This window comes from Arthrobacter rhamnosi (assembly GCF_054510975.1).
Window position 1 is genome coordinate 1 of record NZ_JBTNDN010000003.1, and the last position, 18,713, is coordinate 18,713.

The 18,713-nt window shown below is 67.5% G+C and carries 15 protein-coding genes; 7 read left to right on the forward strand and 8 right to left on the reverse strand.

Translation table 11 applies throughout. The features are described from left to right. Positions 1–309 precede the first annotated feature (309 nt). From lepB to ACX80J_RS08415, 3 genes are all read right to left on the reverse strand, one after another. Positions 310–765, reverse strand: coding sequence for a signal peptidase I (gene lepB / locus ACX80J_RS08405; RefSeq protein WP_459347459.1), 456 nt, complete (start codon positions 763–765; stop codon positions 310–312). Positions 766–860: 95 nt separating this feature from the next. After that, positions 861–2,348: a multicopper oxidase family protein gene (locus tag ACX80J_RS08410; RefSeq protein WP_459347460.1), complete on the reverse strand. Its 1,488-nt coding sequence runs from the start codon at positions 2,346–2,348 to the stop codon at positions 861–863. Positions 2,349–2,598: 250 nt separating this feature from the next. After that, on the reverse strand, positions 2,599–2,826 hold the full coding sequence (locus tag ACX80J_RS08415; protein WP_459347461.1) for a hypothetical protein: 228 nt from the start codon (positions 2,824–2,826) through the stop codon (positions 2,599–2,601). A gap of 688 nt (positions 2,827–3,514) precedes the next feature. Here ACX80J_RS08415 and ACX80J_RS08420 point away from each other — a divergent pair. The 3 genes from ACX80J_RS08420 to ACX80J_RS08430 all read left to right on the forward strand — a co-directional run bounded on the left by ACX80J_RS08420 (position 3,515) and on the right by ACX80J_RS08430 (position 8,534). Further along, a complete protein-coding gene (locus ACX80J_RS08420) occupies positions 3,515–5,461 on the forward strand; it encodes a fibronectin type III domain-containing protein (protein ID WP_459347462.1) in 1,947 nt (648 codons plus the stop codon). 217 nt (positions 5,462–5,678) lie between these two features. Continuing rightward, the gene (locus ACX80J_RS08425) at positions 5,679–7,046 is read left to right on the forward strand and encodes a BTAD domain-containing putative transcriptional regulator (RefSeq protein ID WP_459347463.1); all 1,368 of its coding nucleotides are present in this window, start codon (positions 5,679–5,681) and stop codon (positions 7,044–7,046) included. A gap of 15 nt (positions 7,047–7,061) precedes the next feature. After that, positions 7,062–8,534 (forward strand): sensor histidine kinase, encoded by a 1,473-nt coding sequence (locus ACX80J_RS08430; RefSeq protein ID WP_459347464.1) that lies wholly within the window; start codon positions 7,062–7,064, stop codon positions 8,532–8,534. 12 nt (positions 8,535–8,546) lie between these two features. Here the strand turns inward: ACX80J_RS08430 and ACX80J_RS08435 are convergent, their stop codons facing one another. The 4 genes from ACX80J_RS08435 to ACX80J_RS08450 all read right to left on the reverse strand — a co-directional run bounded on the left by ACX80J_RS08435 (position 8,547) and on the right by ACX80J_RS08450 (position 13,222). Continuing rightward, complete coding sequence (locus tag ACX80J_RS08435) at positions 8,547–8,777, reverse strand: hypothetical protein (protein WP_459347465.1); 231 nt, start codon at positions 8,775–8,777, stop codon at positions 8,547–8,549. Between the two features lie 107 nt (positions 8,778–8,884). Continuing rightward, positions 8,885–9,769, reverse strand: coding sequence for an NAD-dependent epimerase/dehydratase family protein (locus ACX80J_RS08440; RefSeq protein ID WP_459344393.1), 885 nt, complete (start codon positions 9,767–9,769; stop codon positions 8,885–8,887). 118 nt (positions 9,770–9,887) lie between these two features. Next, positions 9,888–10,718 (reverse strand): oxidoreductase, encoded by an 831-nt coding sequence (locus ACX80J_RS08445; protein WP_459347466.1) that lies wholly within the window; start codon positions 10,716–10,718, stop codon positions 9,888–9,890. 107 nt (positions 10,719–10,825) lie between these two features. Continuing rightward, on the reverse strand, positions 10,826–13,222 hold the full coding sequence (locus ACX80J_RS08450) for an ATP-binding cassette domain-containing protein (protein ID WP_459347467.1): 2,397 nt from the start codon (positions 13,220–13,222) through the stop codon (positions 10,826–10,828). A 156-nt stretch (positions 13,223–13,378) separates the two neighbouring features. Here ACX80J_RS08450 and ACX80J_RS08455 point away from each other — a divergent pair, with 156 nt between their 5' ends. Then, positions 13,379–14,035 (forward strand): peptide deformylase, encoded by a 657-nt coding sequence (locus ACX80J_RS08455; protein WP_459347468.1) that lies wholly within the window; start codon positions 13,379–13,381, stop codon positions 14,033–14,035. A 19-nt stretch (positions 14,036–14,054) separates the two neighbouring features. On the opposite strand, the gene ACX80J_RS08460 is transcribed toward ACX80J_RS08455, so the two are convergent. Then, a complete protein-coding gene (locus ACX80J_RS08460) occupies positions 14,055–16,097 on the reverse strand; it encodes a S9 family peptidase (protein ID WP_459347469.1) in 2,043 nt (680 codons plus the stop codon). A gap of 69 nt (positions 16,098–16,166) precedes the next feature. On the opposite strand from ACX80J_RS08460, the gene ACX80J_RS08465 reads away from it, so the two are divergent. From ACX80J_RS08465 to ACX80J_RS08475, 3 genes are all read left to right on the forward strand, one after another. Continuing rightward, positions 16,167–17,057: a putative RNA methyltransferase gene (locus ACX80J_RS08465; protein WP_459344398.1), complete on the forward strand. Its 891-nt coding sequence runs from the start codon at positions 16,167–16,169 to the stop codon at positions 17,055–17,057. A 103-nt stretch (positions 17,058–17,160) separates the two neighbouring features. Further along, positions 17,161–17,634 (forward strand): NfeD family protein, encoded by a 474-nt coding sequence (locus ACX80J_RS08470; RefSeq protein WP_459347470.1) that lies wholly within the window; start codon positions 17,161–17,163, stop codon positions 17,632–17,634. Positions 17,635–17,708: 74 nt separating this feature from the next. Beyond that, on the forward strand, positions 17,709–18,641 hold the full coding sequence (locus ACX80J_RS08475; RefSeq protein WP_459344400.1) for an SPFH domain-containing protein: 933 nt from the start codon (positions 17,709–17,711) through the stop codon (positions 18,639–18,641). Positions 18,642–18,713 lie beyond the last annotated feature (72 nt).

Sequence of the window (18,713 nt, forward strand, 5' to 3'; positions counted from 1 at the left end):
ACGGCCCGGTGACACTGACGGCCCGGTGACACTGACGGCCCGGTGACACTGACGGCCCGGTGACACTGACGGCCCGGTGACACTGACGGCCCGGTGACACTGACGGCCCGGTGACACTGACGGCCCGGAGACACTGACGGCCCGGAGACACTGACGGCCCGGAGACACTGACGGCCCGGTGACATTGACGGCCCGGAGCGCGGCGGGTTCCGTGTGCCTATCCCCCGGCTGTGCGGACGGCTGAAGCGGGCTCCAGCTCCAAGATTCCTACAAGGTAGGAATCTGGTCTCTCCGATGGTGCTCTAGGACCTATCTCTGGCCCGTGAGCAGGGTGCCTCGGATCGCTGTCAGGGGTACGGCTCCGAAGTCCCGGGAATCAATCGACACGCCCCGGTTGTCCCCCAGCACGAAGACGCTTCCGGCCGGCACCTCCACGGGTCCGAAGTAGGTCGCATCGATGCGGCTATGGTCGACGAACGGTTCCGGCACGAGGACGTCGTCGACGTACAGTTCCGCATCGCGGATGGCGACGCTCTGCCCCTCCCCTGCGATGACCCGCTTGATCGCGGTCCGACCGTCCATGGGGTTGGTGAAAGCAATCACTGCACCGTTCCGGATCGAGCCCGCGGCGGCAGACGGTTTGTAGAGGAGGACGACGGCCCCGGTGGGGATGGTCGGTTCCATGCTGTCCGATGCGACGGTGAACGGTTCAACCACCCACGCGCGAAGGGCGAGAACGACCAGCAGGGGAAGTAGCACAACCACCAGGAGGCGGCGCCGGGGTCGTGCATCTGCGAGCGCCGGCGGCGACTGTACGGGGCGCGGACGCCGCCGCCAGCCGCCGCCTGAGGGGGCGGTCCTCAACCGACCTCGTCGTCCCAGATGGCCCGAGCTGCTGTCATCGGATCATTGGGGTCCAGATCGCCTTCTACCCGGCCCACCCGGAACTGGGCCATCATGTCGTGGTCCTCATGGGGCAGGTTGTGGCAATGCATCATGTACAGGCCCTGTTGGGGGGTGAACTTCATGAGGAGCCGGACGGTCTCGCCTTCGCCTACGTACACCACGTCCTTCGGGCCGCGTTCATGGGCGAAGGGTGCACTCCCGTTGCGGCTGAGGATCTGGAAATCGACCAGATGGATGTGCAGCGGGTGGAACCAGCCGCCGGAACTGTTCTCGATCTCCCAGATCTCCACCGAGTTGTGGGCGGGGTTGGCGATGATCTTCTTGTACCCGCTCGCTATGACGTCCTGCCAGCTGTCGTCGTTGATGGTCCACATATTGGTGCTGTCATTGCGCTTGACCCGGAATCTCCGGGTCTGCACGGACTGCGCGGTTTTCAGCGACATGGCTTCGCTCCCGACCAGCGTCGTGGGAATCCGGTTCCACGTCGGGTCGGTGGTGTCCACCGGCTCGTCCGTCACATCGAACGCCATGATCTTGTTGGTGAAGTCGTAGTCCACGTTGTTCTTGTTGGACAGGTTCCGCAGTTCGATCCGCTGCCCCGTGGCGTACTTCCGGAAATCGATCAGGACCTCGTACCGCTCCGCGCCGGCGTGTCGGTAGTTCGCCACGCTCTGCGCAGACGGCATCAGACCGCCGTCGGTACCGACCACCACCAGGGGCGCCCCGGTGCTGAGCGTCGGCCGCAGGGAGCGGGAGATGGAGCAGTTCAGGATCCGGAAGCGATACACGCGCTTCTGCACCTTCATCACGGGCCAGGGTTTCCCGTTCACCAGGATTACGTCCCCCCACAGACCCGAGTGCGTGTTGTCGTCGTAGCCCAACGATCCGTTCTCGGCGAACATCGCATCACTGATGGTCAGGGCGACGTCGTAGCGGCCCTGCGGCAACAGCTGCCGTTCGAGGGGATCGTGCATGTGGTACTGCGCGGCCAGGCCGGAATAGGCGTTCTGAGCGGTGAAGTGGACGCCGTGGTCGTGGTACCAGAGGGTGCGGGCCGGCTGGAAATTCGGGTAGCGATAATCCTTGTAGAAGCCGGGATTCGTGATGTCGCTGGCATACCCGTCGTACTGCGGCAGGGAGGCGGACCCGTGCAGGTGGGTGGACGTGGACAGGGCATGTCCGTCCAGCGGATGCTGGGCCGGGAGCTGGTTGCGGATCCTCAGGACGGCTTTCGTGCCCTGGTCCAAACTGATGGTCGGGCCCGGGAACAACCCGTTGTAGCCGAGGATGGGGGTCGTCAGTCGCGGCAGGATCTGGGCGGTGGCCGCCTTCTCCGTCAGCTTGTAGTAGTTGACGGGCAATCCGTCCGCCGCATCGATTCCAGTGGCATACGGCGCGAGGATCGGGGCCTGGACGAAAGGTACCTGGAAAGGCCGCGGCATCTGACTCGAATCGAGTCGGCTCGCCGACGATGCCTCCACCGACCTCATCGGTAGCGTTGCAGCACCTGCGCCGAGGACTCCGAGTCCCCCCAGAAGCAGAACCTGACGGCGTGAAGTTGACATTGCTGGTCTCCCTTGGTTGATACCCCGACCATCCCGCACCCAGGTTGGAGATTCCCTGCGCCCGATCCCGCTCGTCCTTGGACAACCCCTAGAAACAGCCCTGCAAACCCCAAGAAGACAACGGCTGTCAGCCTCGGTGGTGTCCCTCGCCGAGGGACAGGCCGGGTCCTCCGGGCAGTTCCAGGGTCAAATCGATCGCCCGATCCGGGAGTTCGAACACGAGGGTCGCGTCGACTGTCTGCCCCTGGCGAGCCCTTCCAGGAGCAGGAGAGAACCAGACGGGTTCCCAGGTCCCGTCGCCCAGAGCCGCAACGGCGTAGACCGACGGGTCGAAGGGCAGACCGTCCTCCTCCATCGCGGTCAGTTCCAGCAGTATCCGAACACGGTGAACACCAGCCCCGGCCGGATCAGAAAGCGCAGCCGACGGTGATGGGGGTACCCACCCATCGACCTCGGTCGGAATTACCCCCTGAATACGCGCAAGTCCACCATCGACACTGGCCGAAGCGCCCAATAGGGCAGGAGGCGTCCGAGGAGCAGCCATCAGGACACTGGCGAGCACGGTTCCCACGAGGACCAGCAGGATGACCGGGATGAGAAACCTGATGCGCCCTCGCCATGACCTGGAGCCAGCCGAACTTGAGGAACCCGGCGGTGAAGCGGAACACGACGGCGACGTCGAAACCGGCAATCCCGAGGAACTACGAACTGACGTTGTGCTGGGCGAAGCTGTGGATGACATGCCAGCGAGTCTCCAGCCGACTCCTAGGGAAACCCTAGGGACTCCTAGGAACCGTCGACACGCCGATCATCAGAAGGGCCCGGTGATGCTGTCTTCCAACCCCATCTCAATGCCCGACGAATCCGCGGCCAGCATTTCCACAAGGTGGTCATCCTAGCTTGTGATCACGAGTGAACCCCTTACTCACGCAACGACGATCTGTGAGGTCATCATGAAAACTGCGATACAGGAACCGGGACAGCCGAAGCCCCGTGTCCAGAGTTATGGACGGACCGCGATTGTCGCGACAGTCTCCGCCGTCTTGGGCGCCACGTCCCTCCTGGCCATCCCAGCCGTCACTGCGGCCGTACCAGCATTCCCGGACAACGTCGTGGTCTTCCCGGACCGCGACTTCGTCACCATCGAGGGCTACCAGGACCACATCGGCGAGACGGCCACGGTCACCGTGACCCGCGGCACCCAGGTTGTCGGCTCCGCGGTGGGAACCGTGGCCGAGGGGGACGTCGCCTTCGAGATCAACCACCCGGGTGGGGTCTGCTGGGGTGCCGGTACCGGCCTCAACGTCACGCCGGACATCCAGAAGGGCGACAAGGTCTCGATCAAGTTCGCCGACGGCGCGAGCGGCGACACCACCACCAGCACCGGCACTGCCACTGCGCACGCGGTGCTCAACGGCAACACCGTGACGGTCACAGGCACCTACGGTGCCGACGTCATCGCCGGCCAGGCCGAGGTCCGGATCGTGAACCCCGACCTCACTGCTGAGGTCGGCCGCCGCGACGTGCGTGCCGTCACCGGGGGCCTGACGCCCGCGCCCAAGGGGGGCTACTCCTCCAACCTGGAGATGGCTGACGGCAAGTTCACCGCCACCTTCGAGTTCACCGAGCTCAAGGCGGCACAGATCGCCGCCGCGACGCAGGTCGAGCGGTTCATGTCCTGGCAGGTCGAGGACGGCGACGCCAACCGTCAGGGCCTGACCATCTCCGAGTTCGGCGAACTCGGCGGCCCCGGCATGGGCGGCTGCCCGGCCGGCCCTGGTGACGTGGCCCCGCCGAAGTCCAGCTACAGCGTGACCCGCTCGGCGGACAAGACCAAGCTCGCCGTCAAGTGGACACCGGCTGACACCGTCGCGGGTACGCCCGCCGTCACGAACTACAACGTCGAGGCCCTCAAGGCCGACGGCACGCTCGTCGGCGCGCGGGTTGGCGCGACCGCCACCGGCGCGACCCTGACGGTCGACCCGTCGGTGGCGAGCTACGACGTCGAGGTCCGCTCCATGGCGGGTGCGAAGATGGGTGACCCCTTCGAGCAGGCTCCGACCACGGGCACCGGCGAGCTCCCCACGGACCAGACCGCGCCCAACCTGACCATCAACCCGGCAGCGTCGGGCAACACGGCAGAGACCGCCGTCGAGGCCTCCAGCGTCACCCTCGGCTCCGAGAGTGCGGCCGACGTGTACTTCACCATCGACGGCAGCGAGGCTGTCCTGGGCGACCTGCCCGGCGACACCGCCCAGCTCTACAAGTCCCCGATCGCCATCTCCGCGCTGACCGAGATCCACGCCGTGGCCATCGACCGCGCCGGCAACATCTCCACGCAGGCCATCGGCTTCTACAAGCCAGCCGGTGCTCAGGTGTTCAACGCCCCGACGGGTCTCGCCGCCACCCCGGGCGTCGGGCAGGTGTCGCTCAAGTGGGTCGCGCCGAGTGGTAGCAGCACCGCAGTCACCGGCTACCAGGTCGAGGCCTCGACCGTGAACGCCGACGGCACGACGACCGTGCTGCCCACGCAGCCCGCCGCCACCACCGACACCAACCAGGTCGTCACGGGGCTCGCGCCGAACACGAAACACTCGTTCACCGTCAAGGCGCTCTACGGTACCTCGTCGAGCGACCCCTCGGGTGCCGCGACGGCGACCACTCCGGTGGCTTCGGCCAAGGTGACCATCACCAGCGGCCGGTGGAAGAACGCCGACACCCGGATTCAGGGCACGACCGACCAGCCGGCCCTGACCTCCAGCGTCATCCGGTTCTACCGCAAGTCGGCCGACGGCACCTATAGCACCCAGTACGGCAGCGCGACCGCGCTGGTCGCCGCGGTGGCTCCCGCCACGGGCTCGACCTTCGACGGTCGGTTCCGCACCACCGCTCTGACCGGCACCACCAACCCCGGCCAGATCGTCGCCAAGCTGTTCGACGGCAGTGGCAAGGAGCTGGGAGTCAGCGCTCCGTTCACGCTGGGCAGTTAGTCACCCAGCACCACCCCCGGAAGGCGGACTCCTCTTTGGAGCCCGCCTTTCGGTGTGCCCGGTGCCGGCGGACACGGCTGAAGGCGATGTCGGCCGCCACTCAGAATACTGAGTAACCGCCCCGCAAGAACTAGGTATCAATTACTCGTGTGCACTCCTTATGCAACCGCATCTAATATGACAATGCACGCTCGGACATTACGACGGACTCGACGTTGTGATTGACTTGGAATTAGTCAAGAAAGCAACTAATCCGCCGGATTCTTCCGAAGCGTTCCGCGCATCGCCGCCACTTCAGATTTCGGTTCTGGGTCCACTATCGATCCGGCTTGGCGACACAACCCTCTCCGCCAACGACCTGGGTGGGCCCAAACCCCGCCAGGTGCTCGAGATCCTTCTCCTCAGCTTCGGTCTGGCAGTATCCAAGACCAGAATCATCGATCTCCTGTGGAACGGCAACCCTCCGGCCGTGGCACTTCCGACCCTTGAAAGCTATGTCAGCGTCCTCCGACGCAGACTGCAGCCGGGATCCGGTCGGACGGGTCCCCTGCGCACGGTCACGGGCGGCTACGTCATAGAGCCGTCACTCGTGCAACTCGATCTGAACCGCTTCGAAACCCTCACCCGACAGGCCAGCATCGCAGCGCCTCCCGCCGCCCTGGCGCTGCTCACGGAAGCACTCGACCTCGCTTCCGCTCCGCTGCTCGGGGACGAACTGCTGCCGGCCTGGGCCGAGGAGGAGCGCGCCCTGCATGCGCAGCGGGTTGGTCATGCCCGTGTCATTGCGGCGGAAACCGCGCTTATCACAGGAGAAGTAGGCAAGGCGATCGCATGGGCCAGTGAGGCAGCCCGGGAGGATCCTCTGAATGAGAGAGCGTGGACCACTCTTGTTCTGGGACTCGAGCAGCACGGTGAGAACACAGAAGCGCTGAGGGTCTTCGACCGCTGCCGCAGGGTCATGGACGAGGAACTGGGCTGCGCGCCGAGTGAGGTCCTCAAGGAGGCCCATGCCCGGCTACTGACGATCACCGGGACGACGAACGGTCCGACAACGTCCCGAGCACCGATGCGGGGAGTGACCCAGAGTCGCCCCACGGTGCCACCGCTGCCCACGCCCGAGACAGCGACGGCGACGGCGACGGAACGTCTGCGGGTCCTGATCGTCGACGATCACACCACGTTCTCAGATCTGCTGGCCGGCGCACTGGACCGGGAACCCGACTTCACCAGTGTCGGAGCTGCGACATCGGTGGAGTCGGCCGCGACGATGTACGAGGAACTGCGTCCCGACGTCGTCGTCATGGACCTGTATCTCGCCGGCGGGTCCGGGCTCAATGCCGCTGAGCGGATCCTTGCCGAAGCACCGGAAGCCCGGATCGTCATGCTGACCGGCAATCCGTCCCAGGAAGCGCTGCGGGAAGCCGCTCGCATGGGGATCTGCGGGTTTCTACCGAAAGACGGCGCCCTGGGAGTCATGCTGGACACCCTCCGGCATGCCCGCCCGGGAAATATGATCGTGCATCCGTCGCTGGTAGCAAGACTCGGCAACACTATCGGGTCCCCGCCCGATCCTGCGGGAAAATAGCCAGGCACACCGATCATGCGGGGACTTCATGCAGGAAGAACCAACGAGGACACCACGGCTGCCCCGGAGGTCACCGAACGACGTGAAGTCCGGGCAGCCATCGCACGCTTTCTCACGGTCGGCTTCCTGGCCCTCGTGCTGGTGGCCACCCCCGTTGCTTTCTGGATCTGGGCAGAAGCGGAACAGCACGCCCTGGCCAATGCACGGGACATGACCCAGCGCATGGCCAATAACGTGGTCGGACCGTTGATCACGAGCCAACTCCTTGCCCAGGATCCCGCCGCACTGGAGTCCCTCGATCAAAGGCTGGCCCCGTGGCTGGCCAACGGCCACGTGATGAGGATCAAGGTGTGGGACGAGCACGGCCGGGTGGTCTATTCAGATGTGAAGTCACTCATCGGTCAGGAATTCGAGCAGGAGGAATGGGCCCGCCTGCTCCTGGCAGGAGGGCCGGCGACGGCCACACTCGAATCCCAGACCGCGGAAGAGAACGAGTACGAGGCCGGTTCGGGCGAGCTGGTGGAGGTCTACGTCCTTTCCACTTCCCAGACCGGCGCTCCCATGATCTTCGAAACCTATTCGTCGGGGGAGGGCGTGCGCCGCGAACAGCAAGCGGTCCTCGTGGGCATGATCCCACCGACCCTGCTGTCACTGGCGGTCCTGCAGGTGGCGCAACTGATTCCAGCGGTCCGCCTGGCACGCAGGATCCAGGACCATCAGGCGATGCGCACGGCGTTGTTGCGCAACGCGATCGAAGCATCGGACCAGGAGCGCCGGCACATCGCGAGCGAACTCCACGACGAGGTCATCCAGGACCTGTCCGGGCTGGCGTACGCCCTGGAATCGGAAGAACGCCGCGGCCCGCCGTCGCTGGGCCCCGTCTTCTCGAACGCCCGGACGATGCTGCAGAACGACGTCCGTATCCTGCGCGCCATGACCAGCGAGCTCTACCCCCCCGATCTCGACGAGCTCGGGCTGGAGGCCTCCCTCATGAGACTGGAGGCACCACTGGTGGAGCGCGGAATCGCCTTCACGGTCGATATCCCGGACAAGCTGGTGCTGGACCGGGACCACACGGTCCTGGCCTACCGTGCGGCGCGCGAGGCACTGGTCAATGCCACCAAGCATTCCTCGGCGCACTCGGTGGCGATCCGGATCCGCCAGACCAGCCGACAGACCCAGATCACGGTGTCGGATGACGGCGTCGGCTTCGACCCGGACGAGCCCCGTCCGGAAGGCCACTTCGACCTGAGGATCCTCGGCGACACCATCCGACAAGCCGGAGGGTCCCTCGCGATCCGCTCCGCGCCGGGTGCCGGCACGTCGGTCACCGCGACCTTCAACGTCGCCGCTCCTGCGGCAACCCGGACCGGGAAGGGTTTCTCGCGCTCCTCGGCCATCGACTCCGATCCACGGAGCAGGCGAAGTGCACGGCCGGCAGCACCCTGGTCGCAGAAGCCCCAACGACGGTTCCGCTCGGCTCGGTAAGCCTCACTGGCCTCACCGGGACCAGACCTGCCGCCGGGAGCGGACCGCTTCCCCCGTGAGCGCCGCTTGCTTCATGAGCAGGGACAGATACTGGTCCTGGCTCGCCCCGGCGAAGCTGTACAGGTCCGGACCGCCCCCGACGCGCTCACTCATCCGCACGAGGCATTCCGCGATCGCGATCTCGTCGTCACTGAGTCGGGCGGGCGCGAACCGGTTCTCGAACACCCATTCGTCCCCGGCCATGATGCCCCACAGGAAGAAACCTTCGAGGTTGATCAGGACTCCTCACGAGCGGCGACCGGTAGATCGCCGCCGTGATGGAGGCGTCCTCGAACCCGACGCCGGCGGGATCATCTCCTCAGCGCGTGCCCATCGGAGTCGAGGTAGTCGCGCCAGGAACGCTTCGGCGTCCAGCCGAGCATTCTCTGGGCCTTCGCGCTGGTGATGCCTGATGCATCGGTGCGGTCCAGGCCGCGCAGTTCGATCGTGTCGCCGTAGTACTTCGTCAGGATCTCGGCGAAGTCGTGGCCACCGACGTTGTCGGGGGACGCGATGTAGAAGACTTCATGCCCGGGCAGCTCCGACTCCGTGGCCAGCACGATGGCATCGGCGAGGTCGTAGACGTCGATGTAGCTCCACAGGTTCGGGCTCAGGACCGACGCGTCACGGACCTGCGGTCCGAGATTCTGTTCATAGTTCCCCTCGAACTGGACCCAGCTGGGGCGGATGCTGATGCACCGGATGTCGGACCGGGCGATCGCGGCGTCCATGAGCTGCTCGCCGAAGTGCTTGGAGAGCGCATACGGGTCCTGCGGATGGATCGGGTGGTTCTCGTCCACGGGTGCGTAGTCGGGGAGGAAGTCCCGCTCGGGGAAGAAGAATCCGGGGACGGTCTCGCTGGAGATGTTGACGAAGCGTTTCACGCCGAAGCGGATGGCCGCCTCGAGGACGTTGAACGTAGCCATGAGGTTGGTCTGGAACACCACGTGGGGCGGGTTGCCGGTCGGCTCGGGGATGGCTGCGACATGGACGACGGCGTCCACGTCCCGCACGACGGCGTAGGCCTGGCCGGCGTCCGTGAGGTCGGCCATCGTGTACTTGAGTGTGCCCTCGGGCTTGCGCTCGAAGCCGGGACGGGTGAGGTCGGTGGTGACCACGTCGTGACCGGCTTCCTTCATCGCCTGCGTCGCTGCGCGGCCGACCTTGCCGTGGGCTCCGGTGATCAGGACCTTCATGGTGTCTCCTTCGAGGAATGAGCGTCGGCCGGGTTCCCGGGCAACGTGGGATCGAACAGATCGGGTAGGGCAGGGGGGGCATTGCCGGGAACTGGAGGGGAGCCCGCGGGCAGTGCGTCTACGCGTCGACGCCCGTGCTCTCACCGAGGGGTCGCCAGGCCTCCAATGAGTCCAGCTGTGCCTGGAGAACGCCGGTATGGGCGCTGATCGCGTCGGACCCGAGGACGAGCACCTCGGGCGTGTTCGCGGATTCCACCGCGGTGATGATCGCGGCGGCGGCCTTGGCCGGGTCGCCGGGCTGCGTGCCGTGGGTGGCGTCGTTCTCCTTCCGCCGCTTCCCGGCGGTCTCGGAGTAGTCGTCGATGGCGTCGACGGACTGCTGCAGCGACCGGCCCGAGAAGTCGGTCCGGAATCCGCCGGGCTCGACGACCATCGCCGTGATCCCCAGGGGCTCCACTTCCTTGCGCAGGGATCCGGTGAGTCCTTCGATGGCGGCTTTGACGGCCGCGTAGTAGCCGGACCCGGCAGGGGTGATCTTCGCGCCGATCGACGACAGGTTCACGATGGTGCCGGAGCGGCGGGCCCGCATCTGAGGGAGGACTGCCTTGATCATGTCGACCGATCCGAAGAAGTGCGTGTCGAAGAGCGTGCGGACGTCGTCGTCATCTCCTTCCTCCACGGCGGCCCGGTATCCGTAGCCGGCATTGTTGACCAGCACATCGATGCCGCCGAACACCGCGGTCCCACGCTCGATCGCCGTCCGCACCTGGCCGGCGTCGGTCACGTCGAGCGGGAGGGCAAGTGCGGTGTCGGGGTAGTCGGACGCGAGGTCTTCGACCGTCGATGCGTCGCGGGCCGTGACGACGGCCCTGTCTCCCCGCGAAAGGACGGCTTCCGCCAGGGCGCGCCCCAGGCCCGTCGAGCAGCCGGTGATCAGCCACGTGGTCATGATGTCTCCTCCACTGCCGGTGCTCTACCGGCCTTACGAATAGTCGACGCTATCTCCGCGCATTTCAAGCGCAGCGCGGCACAGCGGCGAAATAACCGGTCCGGTGATCAGACCGGTGATGCCCCGACGTACTCCGCGAGGTGCCGTCCGGTCAGCGTCGACCGGGACGCGACCAGATCCGCAGGCGTCCCCTCGAAGACGATGGTTCCGCCGTCATGGCCGGCTCCCGGCCCGATGTCGATGATCCAGTCGGCGTGCGCCATGACCGCCTGGTGGTGTTCGATGACCAGAACGGACTTGCCCGCGTCGACCAGCCGGTCCAGCAGGCCGAGCAGGTTCTCGACGTCGGCGAGGTGCAGTCCGGCGGTCGGCTCGTCGAGGACGTAGATGTCGCCCTTCTCACCCATGTGCGTCGCGAGCTTCAGGCGCTGCCGCTCTCCGCCGGACAACGTCGACAGGGCCTGACCGATGGTGAGGTAGCCGAGCCCGACGTCGGAGAGCCGGGTCAGGATCGCGTGCGCGGCGGGGACCTTCGCGTCGCCCGCGCGGAAGAATTCGGCCGCGTCCGCGACGGGCAGCGACAGGACCTCGCTGATATCTTTGCCCCCGAGCTTGTACTCGAGCACTTCGGCCTGGAACCGCTTGCCGCCGCACACCTCACAGGTGGTCGCCACACCGGCCATCATCGCGAGATCCATGAAGACGACCCCGGCCCCGTTGCACGTGGGGCAGGCACCTTCGGAATTCGCGCTGAAGAGGGCCGGCTTGACACCGTTGGCCTTGGCGAAGGCCTTACGGATGGGTTCGAGCATCCCCGTGTACGTCGCGGGGTTGCTGCGGCGGGAGCCCCTGATCGCCGTCTGGTCGACGGCGACGACGCCGTCCCTGCCGGACACCGAGCTGTGGATGAGCGAACTCTTACCGGACCCCGCGACGCCGGTGATCACACAGAGCACGCCGAGCGGGATGTCGACGTCGACGTTCTGCACGTTGTGGGAGGAGGCTCCCCTGATCTCCAGCGCCCGCGGCGACCGGCGCACGGTGTCCTTGAGCGCCGCGCGGTCGTCGAGGTGCCGTCCGGTGAGCGTCCCGCTGCGGCGCAGGCCGTCGACGGTGCCTTCGAAGCAGACCGAACCGCCCGCCGTCCCGGCGCCCGGGCCGAGGTCGACGACATGGTCCGCGATGGCGATCATCTCGGGCTTGTGCTCGACGACGAGGACGGTGTTGCCCTTGTCCCGCAGGCGCAGCAGCAGGTCGTTCATGCGCTGGATGTCGTGCGGGTGCAGGCCGATCGTCGGCTCGTCGAAGACGTAGGTCACGTCGGTCAGCGACGACCCGAGATGGCGGATCATCTTCGTCCGCTGCGATTCCCCGCCGGACAGCGTGCCGGAGGGCCGGTCGAGGCTGAGGTAGCCGAGCCCGATCTCCACGAACGAGTCGAGGGTCTCCCCCAGCGCCGCCAGCAACGGCGCCACCGACGGCTCATCGAGTTCCCGGACCCAGGCGGCGAGGTCGCTGATCTGCAGGGCACATGCGTCGGCGATACTGATGCCCCGGATCTTCGAGGACCGTGCGGCGTCGCTGAGTCGGGTCCCGCCGCAGTCGGGACATGTCGTGAACGTGATGGCGCGGTCGACGAAGGCACGGATGTGCGGCTGCATCGCCTCACGGTCCTTCGACAGCATCGACTTCTGGATCTTCGGGACCAGGCCCTCATAGGTCAGGTTGATGGTGTCGACCTTGATCTTGGTCGGCTCCTTGTACAGCAGGTCGTGGAGCTCCCGCTGCGTGAAATCGCGGATGGGCTTGTCCGGGTCGAAGAATCCGCTCCCGGTGAAGATCCGGCCGTACCAGCCGTCCATGCTGTACCCGGGGATGGTCAGTGCTCCGCCGTTGAGGGACCGCGTCTCGTCGTACAGCTGCGTGAGGTCGATGTCCGTCACGGAGCCCATGCCCTCGCAGCGCGGGCACATGCCGCCAGTGACGGTGAAGCTGCGGCGTTCCTTGACCGTGGTGCCGCCGCGCTCGATCGTGACGGCGCCCGCCCCGCTGATGGACGCGACGTTGAAGGAATAGACCTGCGGCGAGCCGATCTGTGGCTGCCCGAGGCGCGAGAAGACGATGCGCAGCATCGCATTGACGTCGGTGGCGGTGCCGACCGTGGACCGCGGGTTGGCGCCCATGCGTTCCTGGTCGACGATGATCGCCGTCGTCAGTCCCTCGAGGACATCCACCTCGGGCCGCGCGAGGGTGGGCATGAAGCCCTGCAGGAATGCGCTGTACGTCTCGTTGATCATGCGCTGCGACTCGGCGGCGATGGTGTCGAAGACCAGCGAGCTCTTGCCCGAGCCCGAGACTCCCGTGAATACCGACAGCCGACGCTTCGGGATCTCGATCGTGATGTCCTTCAAGTTGTTCTCACGGGCGCCCTGCACCCGGATCAGGTCGTGGCTGTCGGCCGGGTGGGACGCTCCCTGCTGGAGGTCCGTCGTGGCTGTGCTCATGGTGTCTCCATCCGTCGGGTGGCCGCGAGCGCGGCCGACCCCGTACTCGTGCGGTGGGCCGCCGCCGAAGGCAGCACGTCTGATTGTCCGTCGTCACGTTCGAACCGGCAATGCGCCTCGACCCGTCCCTGTCCGCAAATGTGCTTTCCTGTAGGCATGAGTGCAGATGCTTCAAGCAACCATGTCCGTCCCGTGCTCCCGGCCGGTGCGGTCGTCGAGCTCGTCGAGGCCGTCCTCGCGGCGGACCTGCCGGAGATTGTGGCGGCCGGCCATCCGGTCCTGCGCCGGCCCGCCCAGGACTTCGACGGGCAGCTCGACGACGACACCCTGGGCCGGCTCATCGCGACGATGCGGCGCGTGATGCACGAGGCACCGGGAGTGGGCCTCGCCGCACCCCAGATCGGGATCCCCCTGCGGATCGCCGTTCTCGAGGACCAGGGAGTCCGGGACCCGGCGGTCGCCGAGGCGCGGTCCCGCACTCCCCTGCCGTTCACCGTCCTCATCAATCCGAGCTACGAGGCGGCGGGCGACGCCGTGGCCGCGTTCTACGAGGGCTGCCTCTCCGTACCCGGCTACCAGGCCGTCGTCGAGCGCCCGCACCGCATCGCGGCCACCTACACGCAGCGGGACGGCACAAGCGTGACGACCGGCTTCGAGGGCTGGCCGGCCCGCATCGTGCAGCACGAGACGGACCACCTCAACGGGCAGCTGTACCTCGACCGGGCGATCCTCCGCTCCCTCACGGCCGACACAGAGCACACCCGGTGGGCGCAACCTACGGTCGACGACGCGCGGCGGGGTCTCGGCTTCTAGCCCCCGCCGCCCCCCCCCGTCACCCGCCCGCAGGGTCGGAGAGGTTCGTTCCGGTGGGCAGGTACCTCGCCCACCACCGCAGGATGTGCTCGAAGCGCTGCCTCCGGTGCCACGGCGAGCCCGACCTCGACAGCTCGTGCGTCTCGCCGGGGAAGACGAGCAGTTCGGTCTCGACGCCCTGCTTCTTCAGCGCCGTGTAGTACCGCTGCGCCTGCTCGATCGGGCACCTCAGGTCCTCCTCGGAGTGGATCACGAAGGCAGGAGTCCTCACGTCGCCGATCTTGGCGAACGGGTTCTGCGCCTCGACCTGTGCCGGGTCCGTGCCGGTGTATTGCTCGGAGAAGAACCAGCCGATGTCGGACGACCCCACGAACGACGGCGGATCGAGGTAGCCGCGTTCGACGATCGCGGCCCGGAAGCGGTGGTCGTGGGCGATGGTCCAGGCGGTCAGGTAGCCGCCGTAGGACCCGCCCATGACGCCGAGGCGCTCGCCGTCGAGCGCATCGTACTCGGCGAGCGCGCCGTCGAGGTATGCGAGGACGTCGTCGAGGTCCACGGTGCCCATCGCCTCCTTGATCACCCTCCCGTGGGCCTGTCCGTACCCGGCGGCACCGCGCGGGTTGCACAGCAGTACCGCGTATCCCGCCGCGGCGTACACCTGGGCCTCGTCGAAGTAGCCCCAGCCGTACTGCGCGAAGGGTCCGCCATGGATGACGAGCAGCACCGGGTGCGGTCCGTCGCCCTCGGGCAGGACGACCCACCCGTGCACCGGGGTTCCATCGGGAGCCGCATAGGTGCGTTCCTGCAGGTCTCCCACGCGCGTGTCCGTGCGCAGTGCGGCGGAGAAGTCGGACAGCGGACGCAGGGAGGTCCCGTCGACGACGGCGACCTCGCCCGACGTCGTCGGATCCGTATAGGACACCACGACGGTGCTTCCGGTGGATGCGGCTCCGGTGACCACGGTGGGGCCGGTGACCAGGGTGGCCGACTCCCCCGTCGCCGAGACGCGCAGCAGTTCACCCGCCCCGCGGGAACGGTTGAACACCAGGACGGAATGCGGGCCGTCGGCCACGATCTCCTGGACGTCGCCGAAGTCCACGGTCTCCGGATCGCTGAGGCGCCGGACGTCCCGCGGGTCGTCTGCCGGCATCACGTAGAGGGCGGTGTTCCGCGCCACGAAGTCCAGGCCCGAGGGCGACAGGTCCGACGCCAGGAAGAACACCCACGCGCCGTCGGTGCTGGATCGGGGCGCGCTGCAGCCGAGCAGGGTGTCCCCGCCCTGGTTCGTCAGCTGCTGCCGGTCGCTGCCGTCGAGGGCGATCGAGTGGATGTCGGAGACGAGGGTCGAGTCCGCGTCCGGTCCCAGCGCGGCCGTGAAAAGGATGCGGCGGCCGTCCGCCGTGACGGCAGGATCGAGGTGATCCGCGTCGGCAGTGGTCACCTGGGTGGCGGGAGGCACGGCGCCCTGCTCCTCGAGGGCACCCGGACCGTCGGCGGTCTGCTGCTTGAGCCGCCCGACGGCAGCGATGAACGGCTCCGCGTCGAGGTCGGGCAGCGTGACGGTGAACAGCTGCGAGCGCTTGTCCGTCGTGTAGCCGAGCCCGTTCATCCGGTACTGGTAGCGGGTGATGAGGCGCGCGTCCTCGAGGCCCGGGCCCACGCCGTCGAGCGTCCCGTAGCGTCCCTGCTCCGGCACCCGTGCGGCGAAGACGATGGTCCGCGAGTCCGGTGAAATGTCGAAGGCGGTGACACCGAGCGGCTGGTCCGTCACCTGGACGGGTTCCCCACCGGAGGCACGGACGGCGAACAGCTGGGGCTTGCCGCCCGGCGCCGCCCGGAGGAACACGAGCACCTCCCCGTCCGGAGAGTAGCGCGGCGCGGTGTCGCGGAAGCCCCGCGTCAGCCGACGCCGCCCTCCCGAGAGCGTCAGCTCCCACAGTTGGCCAACGTAGGCGTCGGCGCGGAAGTCCGGGCGGGTCGCGGCGACCACCAGACGGGAACCGTCCGGGTGGAGGGCCGGGGTGCCCGTGGTGGTCAGGAGTTTTAGCTGGTCTGGTTTCACCCTCCCGACTGAACCCGAAATAGTGGCCTGAGTCAACGGTGAGGCGGTCCTTTTCCCTAGGATGGGACGATGCCCGACCTTCGCCACCTCCTGCTCTGCCCTGTCTGCGGAGAACCGCTGGTCCGAGCCGCACGGACCCTGGCCTGTGAGGGCGGGCACCGGTTCGACGCCGCCCGGCAGGGCTACTTCAACCTGCTGACGGGCAAGGGATCGCCGTTCGAGGGCGACACTGCCGAGATGGTCGATGCGCGGGAGCAGTTCCTCGGGTCCGGTCACTATGCGCCGCTTCGCCGCGCCGTGGTTGCTGCCGCCCTCCGGCAGTTCCCGGCGCCTGCCGTCGCGCTCGATGCCGGGGCGGGCACCGGCTACTACCTCGAGGGACTGGCCGACGCGGTGCCGGGCCTGTTCCCCGTAGCACTCGACATCTCGAAGGTCGCCCTGCGGCGCGCGGCGCGCAGGCTCCCCGGCGGGCTGAGCGTCGTCTGGGACGTCTGGCGCCCGCTCCCCCTGGCGGACGGCTCGGTGGACGTCCTCCTGAACGTGTTCGCGCCGAGGAACCCCGACGAGTTCGTGCGCGTGCTCGCCCCGGGGGGCTGCCTGGTCGTCGTGACTCCCCGGCCGGGACACCTCGGGGGGCTCGAGTCGGTGGGACCGCTGCTGTCCGTCCCCGCACAGAAGGCCGACGACGTCCGGGCGGCCTTCGACGGCGCGCTGGTCGAGACCTCGCGCGAGGACCTGGACTACGCGATGCAGCTGCCGCAGGACCTCGCGCGGTCCGCGCTGGTGATGGGACCGGCGGCGCACCACGGGAGGGGCAGCACGACCGGGGACAGCACGACGGACGGCGTGCGGGACGAGCCGTCCGGGGTCCTCGAGGTCGCCGCCCGCTTCACGGTCCAGGTGCTGGCCAGGACTGCACGACCGGGGCCGGCGGAGCGCCCGAACGGCACGGAAGGGTAACAACTGCGGATGCAGGTCTGTGTGCCCTAGGTTATGGAGCACCCGTTTGCCATGATGATGGCCAGGGCCGCTCTGCGCGGCGTCGACACGAGGGGGTTACCCGATGGACTGGTTGCTCGCCAACGGGTGGGTCCTGTGGCTCGTCCTGTTCCTGGGGCTCGCCGCCGTGGAGACCCTCACGCTCGACCTGTTCTTCATCATGCTGTCGGTCGGCGCACTGGCCGCCCTCGCCGCGACCCTCGCGGGCGCAGGACTGGTCCTGCAGATCGTGATCTTCGCCGTCGTGTCCCTCCTCATGATCCTGCTCGTCCGACCGGTGGCCGTGCGGCACCTCCAGAGGGGCCCGGCGGACCAGCTGAACAACATCGACCGCCTCGTCGGTGCTGCAGCCCTCGCCCTGGAGCCCGTGACGGCCCATTCCGGGACGGTGAAGATCGGCGGTGACACCTGGACGGCCCGCTCCGCCGACGGAGCCCCGCTTCCCGCCGGTACGCGCCTGTCCGTGACGAGGATCGACGGCGCCACCGCCGTCGTCGAACCCGTCGACCGCCCCGCTCCTCCCGTTCCCGACGCCTAGAGCTGCCCACCCGCTTCCTGCGCTCTCCGGCCGTCTCCCGGCCTCGGGACGCACCACTCCAACAAAGGGGATCCATGAACGGCAACGCCGGGACGATCGGGCTCACTCTGGTCCTGATCGTCCTCATTCTTTTCGTCCTGGTCGTACTCGTGAAGTCGGTCCGGATCATCCCGCAGGCTCGCGCAGGCGTCGTCGAGCGGCTCGGCAAGTACCAGCGGACGCTGAACCCGGGACTGACCATCCTCATTCCGTTCGTCGACCGGCTGCTGCCGCTGCTCGACCTGCGGGAGCAGGTCGTGTCCTTCCCGCCGCAGCCCGTCATCACCGAGGACAACCTCGTGGTGTCCATCGACACCGTCGTCTATTTCCAGGTGACCGACCCCCGGGCGGCGACGTATGAGATCGCCAACTACATCCAGGCCGTCGAACAGCTCACCACGACGACTCTGAGGAACGTGGTCGGCGGACTCAACCTCGAGGAGGCACTGACCTCCCGCGACCAGATCAACGGCCAGCTCCGCGGCGTCCTCGACGAGGCGACGGGCCGATGGGGGATCCGCGTCGGCCGCGTGGAGCTCAAGGCGATCGATCCGCCCCACTCCATCCAGGACTCCATGGAGAAGCAGATGCGCGCCGAGCGTGACCGCCGCGCCGCGATCCTGACCGCCGAGGGCACCAAGCAGTCCCAGATCCTCACGGCGGAGGGCCAGCGCCAGGCCGCCATCCTCGCCGCCGAGGGTGACGCGAAGGCCGCGATCCTGCGGGCCGACGGCGAGGCCCAGGCGATCCACAAGGTGTTCGACGCCATCCACAAGGGCAACCCGACGCAGAAGCTGCTCGCCTACCAGTACCTCCAGACACTTCCCAAGCTCGCCGAAGGCTCGGCGAACAAGCTCTGGATCATCCCCAGCGAGGTCGGTGAGGCGCTGAAGGGCATCGGCACCGTCCTCGGTACCGCCACACCGGACTCCCCGTCGGACGGCCCGGAACTGATGCCGCGCCCCTGAGGACCTCTGCCCCTGTCGCCCTGCTGGCCGTCGCCCATGCATGGTGGCGGCCATCATCGCCGCGCGTGCGCG

Bases quoted from the DNA above. Each gene is read 5' to 3' on its own strand.
- ACX80J_RS08440 (WP_459344393.1), bottom strand. From the start codon at position 9,769: ATGAAGGTCCTGATCACCGGAGCCCACGGCAAGGTCGGCCGCGCAGCG.
- ACX80J_RS08465 (WP_459344398.1), top strand. From the start codon at position 16,167: ATGCCCGACCTTCGCCACCTCCTGCTCTGCCCTGTCTGCGGAGAACCG.
- ACX80J_RS08475 (WP_459344400.1), top strand. From the start codon at position 17,709: ATGAACGGCAACGCCGGGACGATCGGGCTCACTCTGGTCCTGATCGTC.
- ACX80J_RS08415 (WP_459347461.1), bottom strand. From the start codon at position 2,826: ATGGAGGAGGACGGTCTGCCCTTCGACCCGTCGGTCTACGCCGTTGCG.
- ACX80J_RS08450 (WP_459347467.1), bottom strand. From the start codon at position 13,222: ATGAGCACAGCCACGACGGACCTCCAGCAGGGAGCGTCCCACCCGGCC.
- ACX80J_RS08455 (WP_459347468.1), top strand. From the start codon at position 13,379: ATGAGTGCAGATGCTTCAAGCAACCATGTCCGTCCCGTGCTCCCGGCC.
- ACX80J_RS08445 (WP_459347466.1), bottom strand. From the start codon at position 10,718: ATGACCACGTGGCTGATCACCGGCTGCTCGACGGGCCTGGGGCGCGCC.
- ACX80J_RS08435 (WP_459347465.1), bottom strand. From the start codon at position 8,777: ATGGCCGGGGACGAATGGGTGTTCGAGAACCGGTTCGCGCCCGCCCGA.
- ACX80J_RS08410 (WP_459347460.1), bottom strand. From the start codon at position 2,348: ATGCCGCGGCCTTTCCAGGTACCTTTCGTCCAGGCCCCGATCCTCGCG.
- ACX80J_RS08470 (WP_459347470.1), top strand. From the start codon at position 17,161: ATGGACTGGTTGCTCGCCAACGGGTGGGTCCTGTGGCTCGTCCTGTTC.
- ACX80J_RS08430 (WP_459347464.1), top strand. From the start codon at position 7,062: ATGCGGGGACTTCATGCAGGAAGAACCAACGAGGACACCACGGCTGCC.